7 protein-coding genes and 2 pseudogenes are annotated in these 16,213 nt (G+C 63.9%); 1 reads left to right on the plus strand and 8 read right to left on the minus strand.

From position 1 onward, the window contains the following. Window positions 1-43: 43 nt before the first annotated feature. The 6 genes and pseudogenes from BUS42_RS18150 to BUS42_RS18175 form a co-directional block, all read right to left on the minus strand. Window positions 44-1,482, minus strand: a pseudogene (locus BUS42_RS18150) (DUF1501 domain-containing protein). Window positions 1,483-1,868: 386 nt separating this feature from the next. Next, window positions 1,869-2,591, minus strand: a complete 723-nt coding sequence (locus BUS42_RS18155) for a hypothetical protein (protein WP_074308503.1) — start codon at window positions 2,589-2,591, stop codon at window positions 1,869-1,871. Window positions 2,592-2,616: 25 nt separating this feature from the next. Then, on the minus strand, window positions 2,617-4,200 hold the full coding sequence (locus BUS42_RS18160) for a TolC family protein (protein ID WP_074308505.1): 1,584 nt from the start codon (window positions 4,198-4,200) through the stop codon (window positions 2,617-2,619). A 461-nt stretch (window positions 4,201-4,661) separates the two neighbouring features. Beyond that, complete coding sequence (locus tag BUS42_RS18165) at window positions 4,662-5,939, minus strand: efflux RND transporter periplasmic adaptor subunit (protein WP_083670291.1); 1,278 nt, start codon at window positions 5,937-5,939, stop codon at window positions 4,662-4,664. Next, window positions 5,936-9,286: an efflux RND transporter permease subunit gene (locus BUS42_RS18170; protein ID WP_083670293.1), complete on the minus strand. Its 3,351-nt coding sequence runs from the start codon at window positions 9,284-9,286 to the stop codon at window positions 5,936-5,938. Before BUS42_RS18170 ends, BUS42_RS18165 begins: the two co-directional genes overlap by 4 nt. A gap of 17 nt (window positions 9,287-9,303) precedes the next feature. Next, the gene (locus BUS42_RS18175; protein WP_074308506.1) at window positions 9,304-9,996 is read right to left on the minus strand and encodes an MgtC/SapB family protein; all 693 of its coding nucleotides are present in this window, start codon (window positions 9,994-9,996) and stop codon (window positions 9,304-9,306) included. A 376-nt stretch (window positions 9,997-10,372) separates the two neighbouring features. On the opposite strand from BUS42_RS18175, the pseudogene BUS42_RS18180 reads away from it, so the two are divergent. After that, window positions 10,373-11,329 (plus strand): annotated as a pseudogene (locus BUS42_RS18180) (IS110 family transposase). A 75-nt stretch (window positions 11,330-11,404) separates the two neighbouring features. On the opposite strand, the gene mgtA reads toward BUS42_RS18180, so the two are convergent. Further along, a complete protein-coding gene (gene mgtA / locus BUS42_RS18185; RefSeq protein WP_074311198.1) occupies window positions 11,405-14,083 on the minus strand; it encodes a magnesium-translocating P-type ATPase in 2,679 nt (892 codons plus the stop codon). Window positions 14,084-14,286: 203 nt separating this feature from the next. Next, entirely contained in the window at window positions 14,287-16,149 is a 1,863-nt protein-coding gene (locus BUS42_RS18190) for a sensor histidine kinase (RefSeq protein WP_159452250.1), read from the minus strand. Window positions 16,150-16,213: the final 64 nt, after the last annotated feature.

Genomic DNA, 16,213 nt, shown 5'->3' on the forward strand with positions numbered 1-16,213 from the left:
CGCGAACCGTCACACGAGATTGTTCGATCAATCGATCAATCAATCAGGCCACGATATCCCGGATCACGCGGCCATGCACGTCGGTAAGCCGGCGATCGATCCCGTTGTGGCGAAAAATCAACCGCGTGTGATCGATGCCGAGCAAGTGCAGCGCGGTGGCGTGCAAGTCATAACAGGTGACGGGATCGCCGACCGCCTTGTACGACCATTCGTCGCTGGTGCCGTAGGTGGTCCCCCCTTTGATGCCGCCGCCGGCCAACCATGAGGTGAAGGTGAACGGGTTGTGGTCGCGGCCCTTCCCCCCTTGGCTGCAAGGCATCCGGCCGAACTCGGTGGTCCAGATCACGAGGGTGTCTTCCAGGAGCCCGCGGGACTTCAAGTCCTTGAGCAAGGCGGCGGCGGGGCGGTCCATGCTCAGGCCCATGGCGCCGTGGTCGCGGGCGAGGTCCTCGTGCGAATCCCAGTTGCGGCGGGGGAAGCCGTTATCGGCCCCGCTCCAGACCTGGACGAACCGAACGCCCCGCTCGAGCAACCGCCGCGCGATCAGGCAGTTGCGGCCGAAGTCGGCCGTCGGCTCCTCGTCGAGCCCGTAGAGCGAACGGACCGCCCGGCTCTCACCCGCGAGGTCGAGGACCTCGGGCGCGCTCAACTGGAGCCGGGCCGCCAGCTCATACGAGGCGATCCGCGCATCAAGCCGCGAGTCGCCCTCGCGCTCGGCTCGATGCGCCTGGTTCATGGCATTCAAGACCGCCAGGCCGTCGTGCTCACCCTCGGGAGTGAGCGCGAGGTCCTCGGGAGGGAAGAGGTCGAAGATCGGACTCGGGGAGCCCGCGCGGACCATCGTCCCCTGGAACGCGGCCGGCAAGAACCCCGCGCCCCAGTTCGCCGGCCCGTTGGGTGCAAACCCGCGCGAGTCGGGCAGGGCGACGAACGCCGGCAGGTCGTCCGACAGACTCCCGAGTCCGTACGAGACCCAGGCCCCCATGCTCGGGAACCCAGGAAGCACAAACCCCGTGTTCTGCATGAACGTCGCCGGCCCGTGCACGTTCGACTTCGCGACCATCGACGGCAGGAACGCCATGTCGTCGACGCAGTCGGCCAGATGAGGCACCAGCCCGCTCATCCACTTGCCACACTCGCCATGCCGCGACCACGCCCAAGGGCTCCTCATCACCGCCCCGGGCGTGCTCTGAAACAACTCGACCTTGCCCCCGGGGTCGAACGGCTCACCATGCTTCTTGATCAAGAGCGGCTTGTAGTCGAACGTATCGCACTGGCTGGCCGCGCCCGACATGAACAACTGCACAACCCGGCGAGCCTTGGCCCGGTGATGCAAACCGCCGCCGAGCTCCCCCCTGCCCTTGGCGTCGAGCGTCCCCGCGAGCAGCCCCTCCGCGCCCAGCAACTGCGCCAGCGCCAGGCCACCGAGTCCCCCCCTGTGTTCCAGAGAAAATTGCGGCGATCGAGTCGGCCCGGAGTCATCGGTTTCCTCATCAAACGATCTCCTCGAATCGACATCATCCCACGGCCCGAATCGCTCGGCTTCGTCCCGTTGGCTCGGGTCGGTTCGGCTTCATCCTGCGGACCTTCGGAACGCTGGCAGCTTGAAGCCTACCCGACCAGGCGCGTTTTCACACGCGTCTGGAGCCGTTCCACCCCAGTTCTTCTTGAGAACGAAGCAGGTGGACCTGGCCTTCCTTGGAATTGCAGGCGGGCCCTGGGTGCCCTGGCCACCCAGCAGAAAATCAAGAAAAGCCGTGACCAGCCGCTTAGCATCGAACTGATCGCTGCCACGCGTTCGGCCTCTCCGGGGGGGGGGGAAAGACGACTCTGCTTGCACGGATTGATGCTCAACGACATTTTTCTCATCAAGGATTGCTATAGGCGTTGGTCAGGATGGCCGTGGTCCCCAAGTTGTAAACCTGGGCCCGGACGACCAGGTTGAAGCGGCCCGATTCAAACTTGCCCTGTCGGCTGGTCTTCTGCGGGTAATAGTGGACGTCGATCGTCCCGACGCCGGTGCCCTGATCGTAAAAGGACGCCGCCTGGTTGACGTCCTTCTGGTAAATGAGGAATCGCGTGGGTCGTCCCTTCCGGTCGACGGCGCCGGGCTCGGCGATCGCGAAGAAACCAAGCTGGTTGCCCGTCGAGATGTTCTTGTCGAAAATCGACATCTCCCCGGCCGGTGGTTTTGTAAGATCCTTGGACTGAACGAACGCAAATTGCATGTTGCTATTCAGCATCTGATTCGACATCCCGATGGCGCGCAGATAAGTGTGGCTCGCCTCGTTGCTGAATCGACCGGGGCCGATGCCGTAGGAACCATCCGTGAACCGGGCCCGGAAGCTCTCGCGCCGCTGCTCGCGCGCGGTCGGCACGGCGTTGGGATCCGGGGAGACCAGCAGGTTCTCGAAATGATCGCCGAATTGCTGGGGCGTCGAGTTGAACGGCGGGACCCCGAGGGTCGCGGATGGGGCCTGGTGAGCCCGACGCATCGCCGCGGCGATATTCGCGACCAGGATCGCCGAGGGTAGCTCTCGCGACTCGATCTGCTCGACCAACGGTCGGACGTGTAGGACGCGTCGTCTCATCGCCTTCTCCTGATTTGTGCCGTATTTACGGGAAGATCCGCTGACCGACCGCGGTATTCAGGGCGAGCATGCTACGCCGATAGCGGATCGCCGTGTCGAGGTACTGCTTGACTGCGGTGTTGAACTCTAACTGGGCGTTGATGTACGCCACGACGCCCGTCTCGCCCGCCGTGTACAACCTCAACGACTCATCGCGAGTCTGCTGAGCGATCGGCAAAATCTCATCTCTCAGTTCTTGCACAGCCCGCCGCGTGAACTCGTACTCCTTCACCGCCTTCTCCACATCGGTCAGCACGCGGCGCTCCAGGCCGGCCTGCTCGATCTGGGTCTGTGTGACATTCAGCTCGGCGCGTCGGATCGCGCCCTGATTCCGGTTGGATATTGGCAGCGGGATGGACATTCCGAGGGACCATGAGGTCCCGCTCTTCAGTCCGAAGGGAGAATTATCCTGGAATGTGTAAGGCTGAAAGAGCAGGTAAACGTCTTGCAACCGGTTGGCCCGGGCCAATCCGACGTCGGCCTCGGCTCGCTTGAGGCCGAGCCGGTAGGCCACGAGGTCCGGGCGGACTTCCAGGGCCAGCCGACTCAGCTCCTCCACGGGTGGTGGCGGCGACGTCTGGAGATCGATCGAGCCCCGTACCTCGATGATTTCGGCCTGCTCGGTGGGTGAGTTCAGGAGAGCCGCGAGCTCCTTCTTTGCTTTCTGGTAGGAGACTTCGGCGTCGCTGGCTCCGAGTCGAGCGGTGCGGAACTGGATTTTCACACGGTTCAAATCGGACAATGAGACTGCCCCCTTGGCGTGGAGTTGTCGCGTTCGGGACAGAAGCGTTTCGAGCCCCTGAACGCTCTTGTTCGCGTAACGGACGGTCTGTCGGGCGGCCAAGGTATCGACGAAGGTTAAACCGATGTCGTCGATCGTCTGCCGGACGGCATCTTGGTACTGGGCCTCCAGAACACGCTTCGCTCGGGTCGCGACCAGCGTTCTGGACCGACGTTTCCGTGAGACATCGATGGGATAGCTAATATTCACGTCATATTGCTGCTGGCCTGCCGGCCGGGCGTTGGTGTAGCGTTGGTAGGGGATGAGTTGGGAGTCGGCGTAAAAGACCGGGTTGGCCCGGAGGCTGGCCTGAAGGATGTCGGCCTGCGCCTGGGGGATCTCGTAGAACTTGCCGCGGAGATCCAGGTTGTTCCGCAACGCCAAGTCGATGGCCGCGTCGAGCGTCAGGCCGTCACGCGGCCCGTCCTCCTCCGGCCCAGCCGGGATGTCGAGCGATCCATGGAGCGGGATCGAGAAGGGCCGGATCGGCTCCTGCTGAGGCGCCATGATCGGCGCCTGGAGCTCGGCCGGTCCGGGACCCGACGGCGGGGCTGGGATCCGCCCCTGCGACGCCCCGGGACGACCGCCCAGGAAGCCTTGACCGGCCCCGGGACTGTTACCCAAGGAGCCGCCTCCCGCGCCCGGCGCAACGCCCAGCGACGAGGTCGCCGACCCGGGCAGGGGCGGCTGACCCGAGTCGGCCGTCGGGCCCTGAGCGTTCGCCTGTCGTGCGGCGCAGAGAAAGGCCAGCGAGAACGAACAGGCCGCGTGAACAATGCGACGCCACATGATGACCGAAACCCTCCTTGGCTCAGACACTGATGACGGCATCGTGCCATCAATCGGGAACACAGCACAAAGGCTCGCGAGATACGCGATCGCCGATTTTCCTCGGAACCCGGCCGGCACTTCGCGTCCAGACAACCTCACTCAAACGATATGTATTTAAATCGACAAGACAGTATTCAACCCTGAAATCAATCCCTCGCAACTTAAAGACAAAGAATTTTAATCATTTTTATCACAACACATCAAGGACACCGGAATCTCGTTCCCACGCTCGGCGTGGGAATGCCGTCTGCGACGCTCCGCGTCGTCTTGTCTTCCCCGGCGAGTGGGCGGGGCCGCAGAGCGGCCAGAACGGCATTCCCACACAGAGCATTGGGAACAAGTTTCTCCCGCGAAGTTCGGCCTCCGGGGCCGACAGACGACCCGGCTTCCTTGCGATAGACTCATATTTATCTTCACCCCTAATCCACGATACCGGTCTCCGTCGTGATCCGGTCCTCGAACATCTGCTCCAGGATCAGGCTGCCTGAAGTCACGACTTCTTCGTTCGGCAACAGGCCGCCTGGCTCCATCGACGGCTCACCGACGATCACAGACTCATTGCTTTCCTTGACCACGGCGATCGCCCGTCTCTCGAAGTGGCCTGAAGTTCCCGGCTTTCTGATGAAGACGAAGTCGTGGCGATCGACGGAGATCATCGCCATGCGGGGAATGACGGTCCGGCCCGGCAAAGGTGCAATGTCGAGGAGGACCCGCACGAACATGCCCGCCTTCAGGCCTTGCTTGGGGTTCGAGATCGAGGTGCGGAATCGCGCCGCGCGCGTCTCCGGGTCAATCGCCCTTTCGATATGCTCCACCTTGCCCGGAATGGTCCGGTTGGCGTACGGGAAGATGACCCGCAGATTCTGGCCGACCTCCACCTTGTCGGCGTCGATCTCGTTGACGCTACCGCGCACCCAGAGGTGGTCCAGAGGGGCAATCGTCAGCAGTTCGTCTTTCGCGTCGTAATAGTTCCCGAGGACCAGGGCCCGTTTGATCACGATCCCGTCGGCACGAGAGCGGAGAATCATCCGCGCCTTCTGCACGCCATCCTCGGATTTGGTCGCCTCAAGCTCCTGTTCTGTCAGACCGTGGACAAGCAGTTTGTCTCTGGCCAGTTTCATGCGCAGCCGGCTCTGCGCCTCGTCGTTCTCGATCTCGATCAGTTCTTTCATGGGAAGCGTCGTCGCCTTCGCCAGTGGGGTCTTGTACTCGAGCACCCTCTTGTCGTGGGTCCATTGACTGACGGCAGCCTCGTAGACGCTCTTGGCCTCCGCCAAGTCGGTGCTGAAGAGTTCGATCAGGGGATCGCCCTTCTTAACGGTATCGTCGAGGTTGACGAGGACCTTGTCGGCGCGGCTGTCGAACTGGGCGCGGACGATCGTGAGGGTCGACGGGTCGTAGTCCGTGGTACCGGCCAACTTCAGGCTGCACGGCTCGACTTGCTCCTTGACGTGGACGGTTCGTAGCCCAATCCTCCGCTGCTCGTTCTCGGTGAGCACGATCAGCCCATCCCAGGAGCCTTGACTGGCGATCGGGCGGGGCTGCTTGGACCGCCCCGCGGCGGCCCGCGGGGTCGTCTCGGAGGATTGCTGCCCAATTCCCTTGGCCTGCGTGCGCGCACGGTGGTTGAAGAGAACAAATGTCCCGACGCCGGCGATCACCGCGATGGCGACAAGGGTTTTCTTGATCATCGTCATCGCCCACTTCCTCCGAGATCCGCGTCGCCGGGGACCGGTTGGTCGGCGACGCTGTTGGCATTGTGACAGGTCATATCAAGTTGGCCGCGCCGGCCAGGCGCGGGGAGGAACCGATCCGTATAGTGAGACCCCGCGATCAGCTCCGGGTCACACTCGGCCTGCCCCGGGGAGGCCGGGAAGAACGTGTAGAGCACAGGCATCAGATATCGCGTCAAGAAGAGCGTACAGAGCATGGCGCCGACGACGACGATGGCCAGAGGCTTTTGCGCCTGGGACCCGATGGAGGTCGCCAGGGCGGCTGGCAGAAGTCCCAATGCGGCCGTCAGTGAAGTCATGACCACGGGTCGGACCCGAAGCTCGGCACCGCGCATCACCGCCTCCCGGACCGGCAGTCCGGCGGCCCGCAACTGGTTAAAATAGGAGATCAGAAGGACGCCATCCTGCACGGCGACCCCGAAGACCGAGATGAACCCGACGGCGGCCGAAATGCTGAATGGGGTTCCGGTCAGCCAGAGTGCGAGGACGCCCCCCATGGCGGCCTCCACCACGTTGACCATGACCAAGAGCGCATCCTTGATCGAATGGAAGGCCATGGAGAGGAGGGTGGTAATGAGACCGATCGAGAGCGGCACGATCCAGATGAGCCGAGCGTTGGCCTCCTGCATCTGCTGGAACTCGCCGGCCCAGGCGATCCGATAGCCCTGCGCGATCGGTACGACGCCCGCCGTCTCGACCTTGCGCTGGGCCTCAGCGATCGTCGAGGCCAGATCACGGCCACGGACGCCGAACTTGATGGGGATGTAGCGACGGTTATTCTCTCGGTAGATGTACGAGGCGCCGGGCCGGTGCGGCTCGATCTCGACAAGTTGTTCCAGTGGGATGCGCGCCCCCGGCTTGCCGTCGGTCCCCGGCGTATCCACCTGGATGCGACGGATGACATCCGGGTCGCCTCGCTGATCCCTCGGCAACCGGAGAACGATCTCGTAGAGCTTCTCGCCCTCGATCATCTGCGTAAACGCACGACCACCGACGGCGACCTGCACGACGGTTTCGACATCGGCCACGTTGATTCCGTAGCGGGCGCACTTGTGGCGGTCGATGCGGATCTCCAGATTGGGTTGCCCCACAATATGGAACAGTCCCGCGTTAGCGATACCGTCGACGGAGTTAAGGATGTTGACGACCTTCTGGCCCGCGTCCTCCAGGACATTGAGGTCGTTTCCGAAGAGCTTGATCGAGTTGGCTCCCTTGACGCCTGAAAGCGCCTCCTCCACATTGTCGCGGATGAGCTGCGAGAAGTTGAAGTTGACCGCCGGGAACTCTCGGAACTTCTCCATCAGGTCGTCTTGGATCTCCTCCCGAGTGAGCGCCCGGTCCCAGACCCGGTAACCCATAATCATTACAGGCTTCTTCCGCCATTGCTCCATCGGGATCAACGGGGCGTTGAACTCCAGATTGAAATAGCTCGTCACGTCTGTGCCATCGTCGGGTCGACCGACGTGAGACATCACGCCACGAATCTCGGGGACCGACGCGATGACCTCGCGGAGCCGGGGGACCATGCGGGCGGCCTCGCCGAGCGTCGCGGTGCGTGGCAAGAGTGCCCTGATCCAAAGGTTCCCTTCCTCCAGTTGGGGCATGAACTCGCCGCCGAGCTTGGGAACGAGCGTGACCGTGAAAGCCAGGAGCGATCCCATGGCCGCGAGGAGGAGATACCGGTGGCGAAGGACGTGGCTGAGCGTCCGCAAGTAGCGAAGTTTCATGAGCCGGTCGATGATCGTCTCCTTCTCCTCCTTCTTGTTGTGGAACAGGAAAGAGCAGAGGACGGGTGTCAGGGTCATCGCCAGCAGCAGGGCACCGCAAATTGCGAAAGCATAGGTATTTGCCATCGGGCCGAACAACGCCCCCTCCGGACCGGTCATCGAGAACAACGGAATGAACGCGCAGACGATGATGAGCGTCGAGAAGAAGAGCGCCCGCTCGATCTCGTGCGACGCGTCGGTGATCCGGTCGATAAGCGGGCGGGACTGATTCCGGCCCCGCGCCGTGATGTGGCGGAAGATGTTCTCGACCATGATCACCGAGCTATCGACGATGATCCCGAAATCCACGGCGCCGATCGACAGCAGGTTGGCCGACTTGCCCTGCAGATAGAGAACCGAGACCGAGAACAGCAGCGCCAGTGGAATCATCAACGCCACGATCAAGGCGCTGGTGAGGTCCCCAAGGAAGACGAGCAGAACGAACACGACCAGGGCCACGCCGACGGCCAGGTTGTGCAAAACGTTGTGCGTCGTGACGTGGACCAAGTCCGTCCGCTGGTTGAAGACGGCGAGCTTCATCCCTTCGGGAAGGAGGCCTGACGCCTCAATCTCCTTCATCTTGGCCGCAACCGCCTCGGACGTCGGAAGCGACTTCTCGTACTTGCGCATCAGGACGATGCCTTCGACAACGTCGTTCACCTCGTCCCGGCCGACGAGTCCCAGCCGCGGGCGATGGCCGACGACCACTTTGGCGAGCTGCTTGATGTAGACCGGGACCCCCTCGTAGGTGGCGACGACGACGTCCTGGATGTCCTCCAGCTTCTCGACTTCGAGAGCGTAGGAGCGCTCAATGTTGGCCGGGTCGAGCGGGTCGATCCCCGCTCCCAGGTAGCCGAGGGCCCGGACGTTGTGCGACTGCGGTCCCAGCGCGAGGACGTCGCCGCCCACGTTGGCGTTGGAGCCCGCAATTGCATCCTCGACCATCTTGAGGGTCACGTTGTATCGCTTCATCAACGGCGTATCGAGCAGGACTTGGTACTGCTTGACGGTCCCGCCGTAGCCCGTCACATCAATGACCCCGGGGACCTGCTTCAGCGCCCGGCTGAGCACCCAGTCCTGTACGGCCTTGAGTTGATTGAGCGTATAGCCCGGGCCCTCCAGCACATAGCGGACGATCTCGCCGGTCGGGCTCCAAGGAGAGAGGCCGGGCGTCACGCCCGTTGGCAGGTTGCCGAGGGCGCTGATGCGGTTGATCACCTCCTGACGCGCAGCCCAGTAATCGGTTCCATACTCGAATTGACATTTGATGTCGTTCAGACCCGCAAGCGAAATACTTCGCAGGTCCTTCAGTCCCGGCATCCCGTTCAGGGCATTCTCGAGCGGAATGCCGATCAGCTTCTCCATCTCTTCGGGGCTGGCACCGGGGTTCTGGCTGATGACCTCAACCAGGGGCGGCGTCGGGTCTGGATACGCCTCAACATTGAGGTTCCATGCGGAGTGGACCCCGACAACGATCAGGCCGATCGCCCCGAGCAGGACGATCCATCGATTATGGAGGCTCCAAGAGATGAGAGCGCGTACCATTGTCTTGTACCAGTCCCCTAATTCGTGACCTTTTCCCAACTGACCGACGTGACGCTCGGGTCGATGTTGATCCGCGACATCAAGTCCTGGATCGCCCGGTCGTCCCGCTCGACCGAGAAGATGTCCGCGACGACCGCGGCCCGGCCGTCCTGTTCGACTTCTTGGGTCGAGATCTTCTGGATGGTCATCTTCGGGAGCGAATTGACGTGCCGGAGCAGGACGGTACGGATCACCCCTTCTTGCGACTCCTGACAGACCACGCGCATCTGATAGAGCGTTTCGACGTCCACCGCCGTCTTCAGTCGGGTGTCGATCCGACGGGCGACGGGGCGGAGCCCGAGATGCAGGCCGAGGACCACCGTGGTCCCGACCAGGGCGTGGGCAGGGAAGCCGGCCCCGGCCAGGGTCCCGACCGCGGCGCTGCACCAGAGCGTCGCCGCGGTGTTCATCCCCTTGACGTTCATCCCGTCACGCAGGATCACGCCGCCACCAAGGAAGCCAATGCCGCTCACGATATAGGACGCGATCCGGGTCGGACTGTCCCGATCATCCATCAACTGAGAGAGGGAGACGAACAGGGCCGCCCCGACACAGACCAAGGCGTTGGTCCGCAGCCCCGCCGGGTGCTGCCGGAACTGCCGCTCCAGGCCGATGGCCACGCCCATCAGGAGGGCCGCCCCGACGTTGAGAATGAATGGAATAAGATCCATGAGAACCTCCGAATCTCATCGTCGTCCGTTCAGGGCCACCAATCCCGGAGAGGCGACCCACGCTCGGTAAATTGACGAAGGCTAGAGCGGTTTTCTTTTGCATTGCGCACAGCGGAGGAAAAAGGGGACTGGCTCCCGGCCCCTGAGCCCTTGAATCGCGCCGAACGCCTTGGAGGCCGGGTGCCTTGTATGTTTCACCAGGGGGCGACTCGCCGCGATAGACCGTCAGTGCCTTGGCCATCTTAGGCCGTGGGACAGCTTGGTCGTCGCGGTGAGCTCTCCCGGACTTGAGCCCGAACAGTCGCCCGGATCATTCCGGATCTGCAAGGCAGGGCCACGCCGGGATGTCGTCATCCGGACCTCAAGGAGATCTCTCATGTCAGCCACCCCCTGCTTCGTCGGGATCGACGTTTCCAAGGCCCACCTCGACGTCGCCTCGCGGCCCGATGGGCAGGAATTCCGCTTGGCCAACACGGCCGAAGGGATCGCCTCGCTCGTGGATCGACTCAAACTCCTCGGCCCCACCTTGATCCTGCTGGAGGCCACCGGCGGCCAGGAGTGGGCCGCGGCGGTGGCCTTGGCCGAGGCCAAGTTGCCGGTCCGGATCGTCGAGCCGGGCCGGGTCCGTCACTTCGCGCGATCGATCGGCCAGCACTCCAAGACCGACGCCCTTGATGCGCGGGTGCTGGCCCATTACGCCGACGCCGTCCGCCCCGAGGCGCGCGAACTTCCCGACCAGGAGACCCGCGACCTCCAGGCTTTGCTGGATCGGCGTCGTCAACTAGTGAACATGTGAGTATCCGAGCAGAATCGGCTCCAGCAGGGGCCGACCGCCGCGGTCCAGGCCGACCTGAAGGCCCACATCGCCTACCTCTCCGGCCAGATCAAGGCGATGGACCAAGCCGTCGGCAAGGCGATCGAGGCCAAGGCCGATTGGAAGCTCCGCGACGAGGTGCTGCGGAGCATCCCGGGGGTCGGGCCGCAGACCTCGCGGAGCCTGTTGGGGCTGCTTCCCGAGCTGGGCAAGCTGACCGGCAAGCAGGTCTCGGCGTTGGCGGGGCTGGCCCCGCGTGCCCGCGACAGCGGGACGGTCAAGGGGGCCCGGACGATCTTCGGCGGCCGTGCCGAGGTCCGCACGGCGTTGTACATGGCCTCGGTCTCGGCGATGCGATTCAACCCCGACCTCAAGGCGTTTTACAAGCGGCTCCGCGAGAGCGGTAAGGCGGCCAAAGTCGCCCTGGTCGCGGTCTCTCGGAAGCTGCTGACCATCGCCAACGCGATGATCCGCGACATGACACCATGGACGCCTACAAAAACGTGCGCCCCGGTGTGATCTGCGACCACGCACCTTGACAACAAACACAGTCGCTGTCCCCTTTTTCCGTGCGCTAGCCGGTTGGGAACCGCTCTAGAGCCATGTGCCACATCTTCGACTCAACAAATTCTTAATGATTTGCGTCAGCATGCAGTAGCCGACGAGCGTTGCCGCCAGCCAGGGGAAGTAGGCGGCAGGGAGCGGCACCATCCCGACCGCAGTCCCGAGCCGGGTGTACGGGATCGCGATGCCGGTCGCCATGACGATCAGCGTCAGCAACATCAGCGGAGCGGTCGCGCGACTCTGGAGGAACGGCACCTTCGCCGTGCGGATCATGTGGATGATCAGGGTCTGGGAGAGGAGTCCTTCGACGAACCACCCCGTCTGGAACAGTGATTGCCGATCGGCCATATTCGCGCGGAAGGCGAACCACATCAGGGCGAACGTCGTGACGTCGAAGACCGAGCTGATCGGGCCGATGAACAGCATGAAGCGGCTGATGGAGCCGACCTGCCACCGGCGGGGCCGCTCCAGGTACTCCTCGTCCACGCGGTCGAACGGGATCGCGGTTTGGGAGAGGTCGTAGAGCAGGTTCTGGATCAGGATCTGCAACGGGAGCATCGGCAGGAACGGCAGCCAGACGCTGGCGATCAGCACGCTGACCATGTTGCCGAAGTTCGAGCTCGCCGCCATCTTGATGTACTTGAGGATGTTGCCGAACGTCGCCCGCCCGGCGATGACCCCCTCTTCCAAGACCATGAGGCTCTTCTCGAGCAAGATGATGTCCGCCGACTCGCGGGCGATGTCCGCCCCGGTGTCGACCGAGATCCCCACGTCGGCGTCCCGGAGCGCGGGGGCGTAGTTGATGCCGTCGCCGAGGAAGCCGACCGTGTGTCCGCGGCGTTGGAGGGCCGCGATGATCCGGGCCTTCTGGGCCGGTGTCAGCTTGGCGAAGAGCACAACCCTCTCGACCGCCTCCTCCAGTTCGGAGTCGGACATCGCCTCGATTGCGCCCCCGAGCAGCAATCCCGCATCATTCAGGCCGACGTCCCGGCAGACCTTGCGGGCAACCAACTCATTGTCGCCCGTGAGAATCTTGATCGCGACGCCGTGGCCGCGGAGGGCGGCAATCGCCGGGGCGGCGGATTCCTTGGGCGGATCGAGGAAGGCGATGAATCCGCATAGAATCATATCCTCTTCGTCGGCCACGCCGTACTGCCGGCCGGCGAGGCTGTCCACCTCCTTACAGGCGACCGCGATCACCCGCAGACCGTCCTGGTTCATCCGGGTGCTGAGGCCGATCACCCGCGCGCGGATCTCCTCGGTCAGCGCGACGACCCGGTCCCCGATCCGGGCGGACCGGCACGCCGAGAGGACCTCCTCGACCGCCCCTTTGCAGATCAACAGATCCCGACCGCGGAGCACCTCGTGGACGATCACCGACATCCGCCGCCGCACGAAGTCGAAGGGGATCTCATCGTATTTGAGATAACGGTCGGTCAACTGCTTCGACTCAATCAGGTCCTCGTGCCCCAGGATCGCCTTGTCGAGCAGGTTCTTCAGCCCGGTCTGAAAATGGCTGTTGAGGAACGCGTATTCAAAGACCCCTTCATCCTCTTCACCGTTGACGTCCAGGTGCATCAGGAGCACCACCTTATCCTGGGTCAGGGTCCCCGTCTTGTCGGTGCAGAGGACGTCCATCGCGCCAAAATTCTGGATCGCGTTGAGCCGCTTGACGATGACCTTGCGGCGCGACATCGCCACGGCCCCGCGGGCGAGGTTAGCCGTGACGATCATCGGCAGCATCTCGGGAGTCAACCCGACCGCGACGGAGACGGCGAAGAAAAAGGCCTCGCCCCAGTTCCCCTTGGTCAGCCCGTTGATGACGAAAACCAGCGGGACCATCACCAGCATGAAGCGAAGTAGCAGCCAGCTCACGCCGTTGACGCCCCGGTCGAAGCTGGTCGGAACCCGCTTGCCCACGAGGTGTCCGGCCAGCGATCCCAGATATGTACGGGGGCCCGTGGCGACCACGACCGCCTTGGCGGTGCCGCTGACCACGTTGGTCCCCATAAAGCAGGCGTTGGCCAGTTCGAGCGGATCGAGGACTCCCACGCCCCGGCCCGGATCGGCGAATTTCTCGACGGGTAGCGACTCGCCGGTCAAAATCGACTGACTGATGAACAGATCCTTGGACGAGAGGAGGACGAGGTCGGCCGGAACCATGTCGCCGGCGGACAGCGAGACGACATCGCCGGGAACGAGGAGTTTGATCGGCACCTCTTCACGCGTGGCCGGGTGCCTCGGCGCATTGCGGACGTACGGTTCTTCGCCGAGAGGCAGGGTGGCGGTGATCCGCGGTCCCGGTCGGCTCACCGTGGCGGTCGTCCCGACCATCGCCTGCAGCCGCTCGGCCGCCAGGGAGGAGCGAAACTCCTGCACGAACCGAATGCCCACACTGATCGATACCATGATTGCGATGATCACGGTGGCCTTCGCGTCCTCGGTCAGAAAGGAGACGATGGCTAGCGCGATCAAGAGATAAATGAAGGGGTTATGGAACGAGTGGATCAGTTGGATGTACCACCGCGGTACGCGCTCGTGTGCGACCTCGTTCAAACCGAACTTACCACGCCGGACGGCAGCCTCGAGCTTCTGGAGGCCGTCGGACGAGCTCGTGAGAGAGAGCAGCACGTCCTGGATGTCCCGTGATGCCTCCTCCACGACCCGCAACGGGGGAGAGCAAGAGCCCGTGGCTTCGAGCCCTGACATGGGCTGGGAGAAGAGCTTTCCCTCGGGACGCGTCGCGTGTGTGTTCAATCCGTGGGTCATGGGCACAGGTTCGGCTCCTCACGGCCTCGCACCTATCAGGTCGATCGGCGAACGACACTCCCGGCCCGTCGTCCACGACGGTGGAGATAAGGGAGCGCAGGGTCGTTCACGTCGGTCGGACGGGGCGAGCCCGAGAGGGGTCGCTAGCCGTCGGTGGGAAGCTTCAAAGCGAACGTCGTACCGTGACCGCCTTCCGCGGGCTCACACCAGATGGAGCCGCCGTGGGCCTTGACGATCTCGCGGCAGAGGTAGAGTCCGATCCCCGTGCCCCGGACGCTGTTAGAAGCACGGTCGAGGTGATGCTCGATCCGGAAGAATTTCCCGAAGACCCGCTCGCGGAACGCCTCGGGAACTCCCGGGCCGGCATCCGTCACGGCAAGTTGCAGGATGGCTGGGCCGTCCCCCCCGGCATTTTGCGGGGACGCGATCTGGATGATGACCGTCCCCCCCTGCGGCGAATATTTCAGGGCGTTCGAGAGGATGTTGGTAAGGACGGTCCTCAGCCGCGATGGGTCTCCGAGCACCAACGCGGGCCGGACGTCGCGCCGGATGATCAACCGCACTTCCGCGTCGTCGAAGCGGGCTTGGATGACACGCAGCGAGGTGTCGACGATCTGATTCAGGTCAACCGGACCGAGGTCGAGTCGGAGTTGCCCGGACTCGATCCGGGTTACGTCGAGCAGTTCGTCGATCGTGTTCCCCAGCTCTTCGCAGCCCAGCACGGCCGCATCCAGCATGGAGCGCTGCCGAGGTGTGAAAGTCTCAGCCGACTCACCGAGGAGCATGACGTTCATCCGCAGGGTCGTCAGCGGCGTCTTCAGCTCGTGGGAGGCCACCGCGACCAGTTCGCTCCGCAACTCGTCCAGGAGGGCGAACTCGGTCACGTCGTCGAGCACGACCACGGCCCCGGTCCGTCGCGGAGCGAATTCGGGGATCGGCACCGCGGTCACCAGAAACTTACGCGGCTCGCCATCCAGTCGCGCCTGAATCACGTGGGCAAAGTCGGCCCGGGATGGGAGAACGGCCCGGCCCGCGAGCGCCGCCTCCACGGCCTCGCGATGCACCGGCGCGAGGGGCAGGTCGTGGACACGGCGAGCGTCGGCGACGCGCTTGGCCCGCAAAATCGCGTGGGCGGCGGGGTTGAGCGCGGCGAAGCTGCCGTCTGGGGCGATCACGAAGACGGCATCCGGCAGCGCCTCGAGGGTCGACTCCAACGTTGTCTTCGCCGCCAGCAACTCCCCCAGACTGGACCGCCGATACTCGGCCAGGGTCTCGGCCATCCGATTGAAACCGGCTGCCAGCCGGCCGAGTTCGTCCTCCGAGGTCGGTGCGAGGCGGTGGTCGAAGTCGCCCAGGCGGATTGCGTCCACCGAGGACGTCAGCGCACGGATCGGCCGGACGACGGACTGGGCGAGCCAGACGGCGACGACGGTCGCCAGCAAGAGTGCCGCCAGCGATGCGGCGAAGACGACCCGCGTGGCGGCACGAGCCTCGTCGCGGGCCCGGACCCCGGAAAGTCGCATGGAGGAAAAATTCCGCTCGCGAATCGCGGCGCACGCCCGCACCGCTCGTCGCAAGAGGGGATTGACTTGCCCGTGATAGCGTTTCAGGGCGTCCGGCCGGCCGGCTTCCGCCTGCAGGATTGAACCCGAGGCGCGATAGTCGCCCATCGCCCGTTGCAGCCTCAAGAAGGCCGAGGCCCCATCGTCGCCGCGTTTGGCCAGCCGTGACCGCAGTTTTGCGTAGCCATCGTCACCGCGTCGCCGCTCTACCAGCAGGGCGCGATCGGCCCTCTTGGCGTCGCCGCTCAGTGCCAACAGCAGGGCATCGTCCTCGCGTTCGAGGGACTCGGCCAGCGCGGCCGCCAGGTCGATCGTGGCCTGGCTGTCACGCAATGTCTGATCGACGACGCGGCCCAGTCGGGCAAACGTCCAGACGCTCCAGAACCCGCTGCCGACGGTGATCATGGCGAGCAAGGAGCCCGCCAGAATGAAACGGGTCTGCAAGCGCCGAATCCTCATCGATCACCATCCGGTACAGTTCACTCGGCGTCTCCGCCGACGGCCCAAA

The organism is Singulisphaera sp. GP187, assembly GCF_900129635.1.
Classification (GTDB): domain Bacteria; phylum Planctomycetota; class Planctomycetia; order Isosphaerales; family Isosphaeraceae; genus Singulisphaera.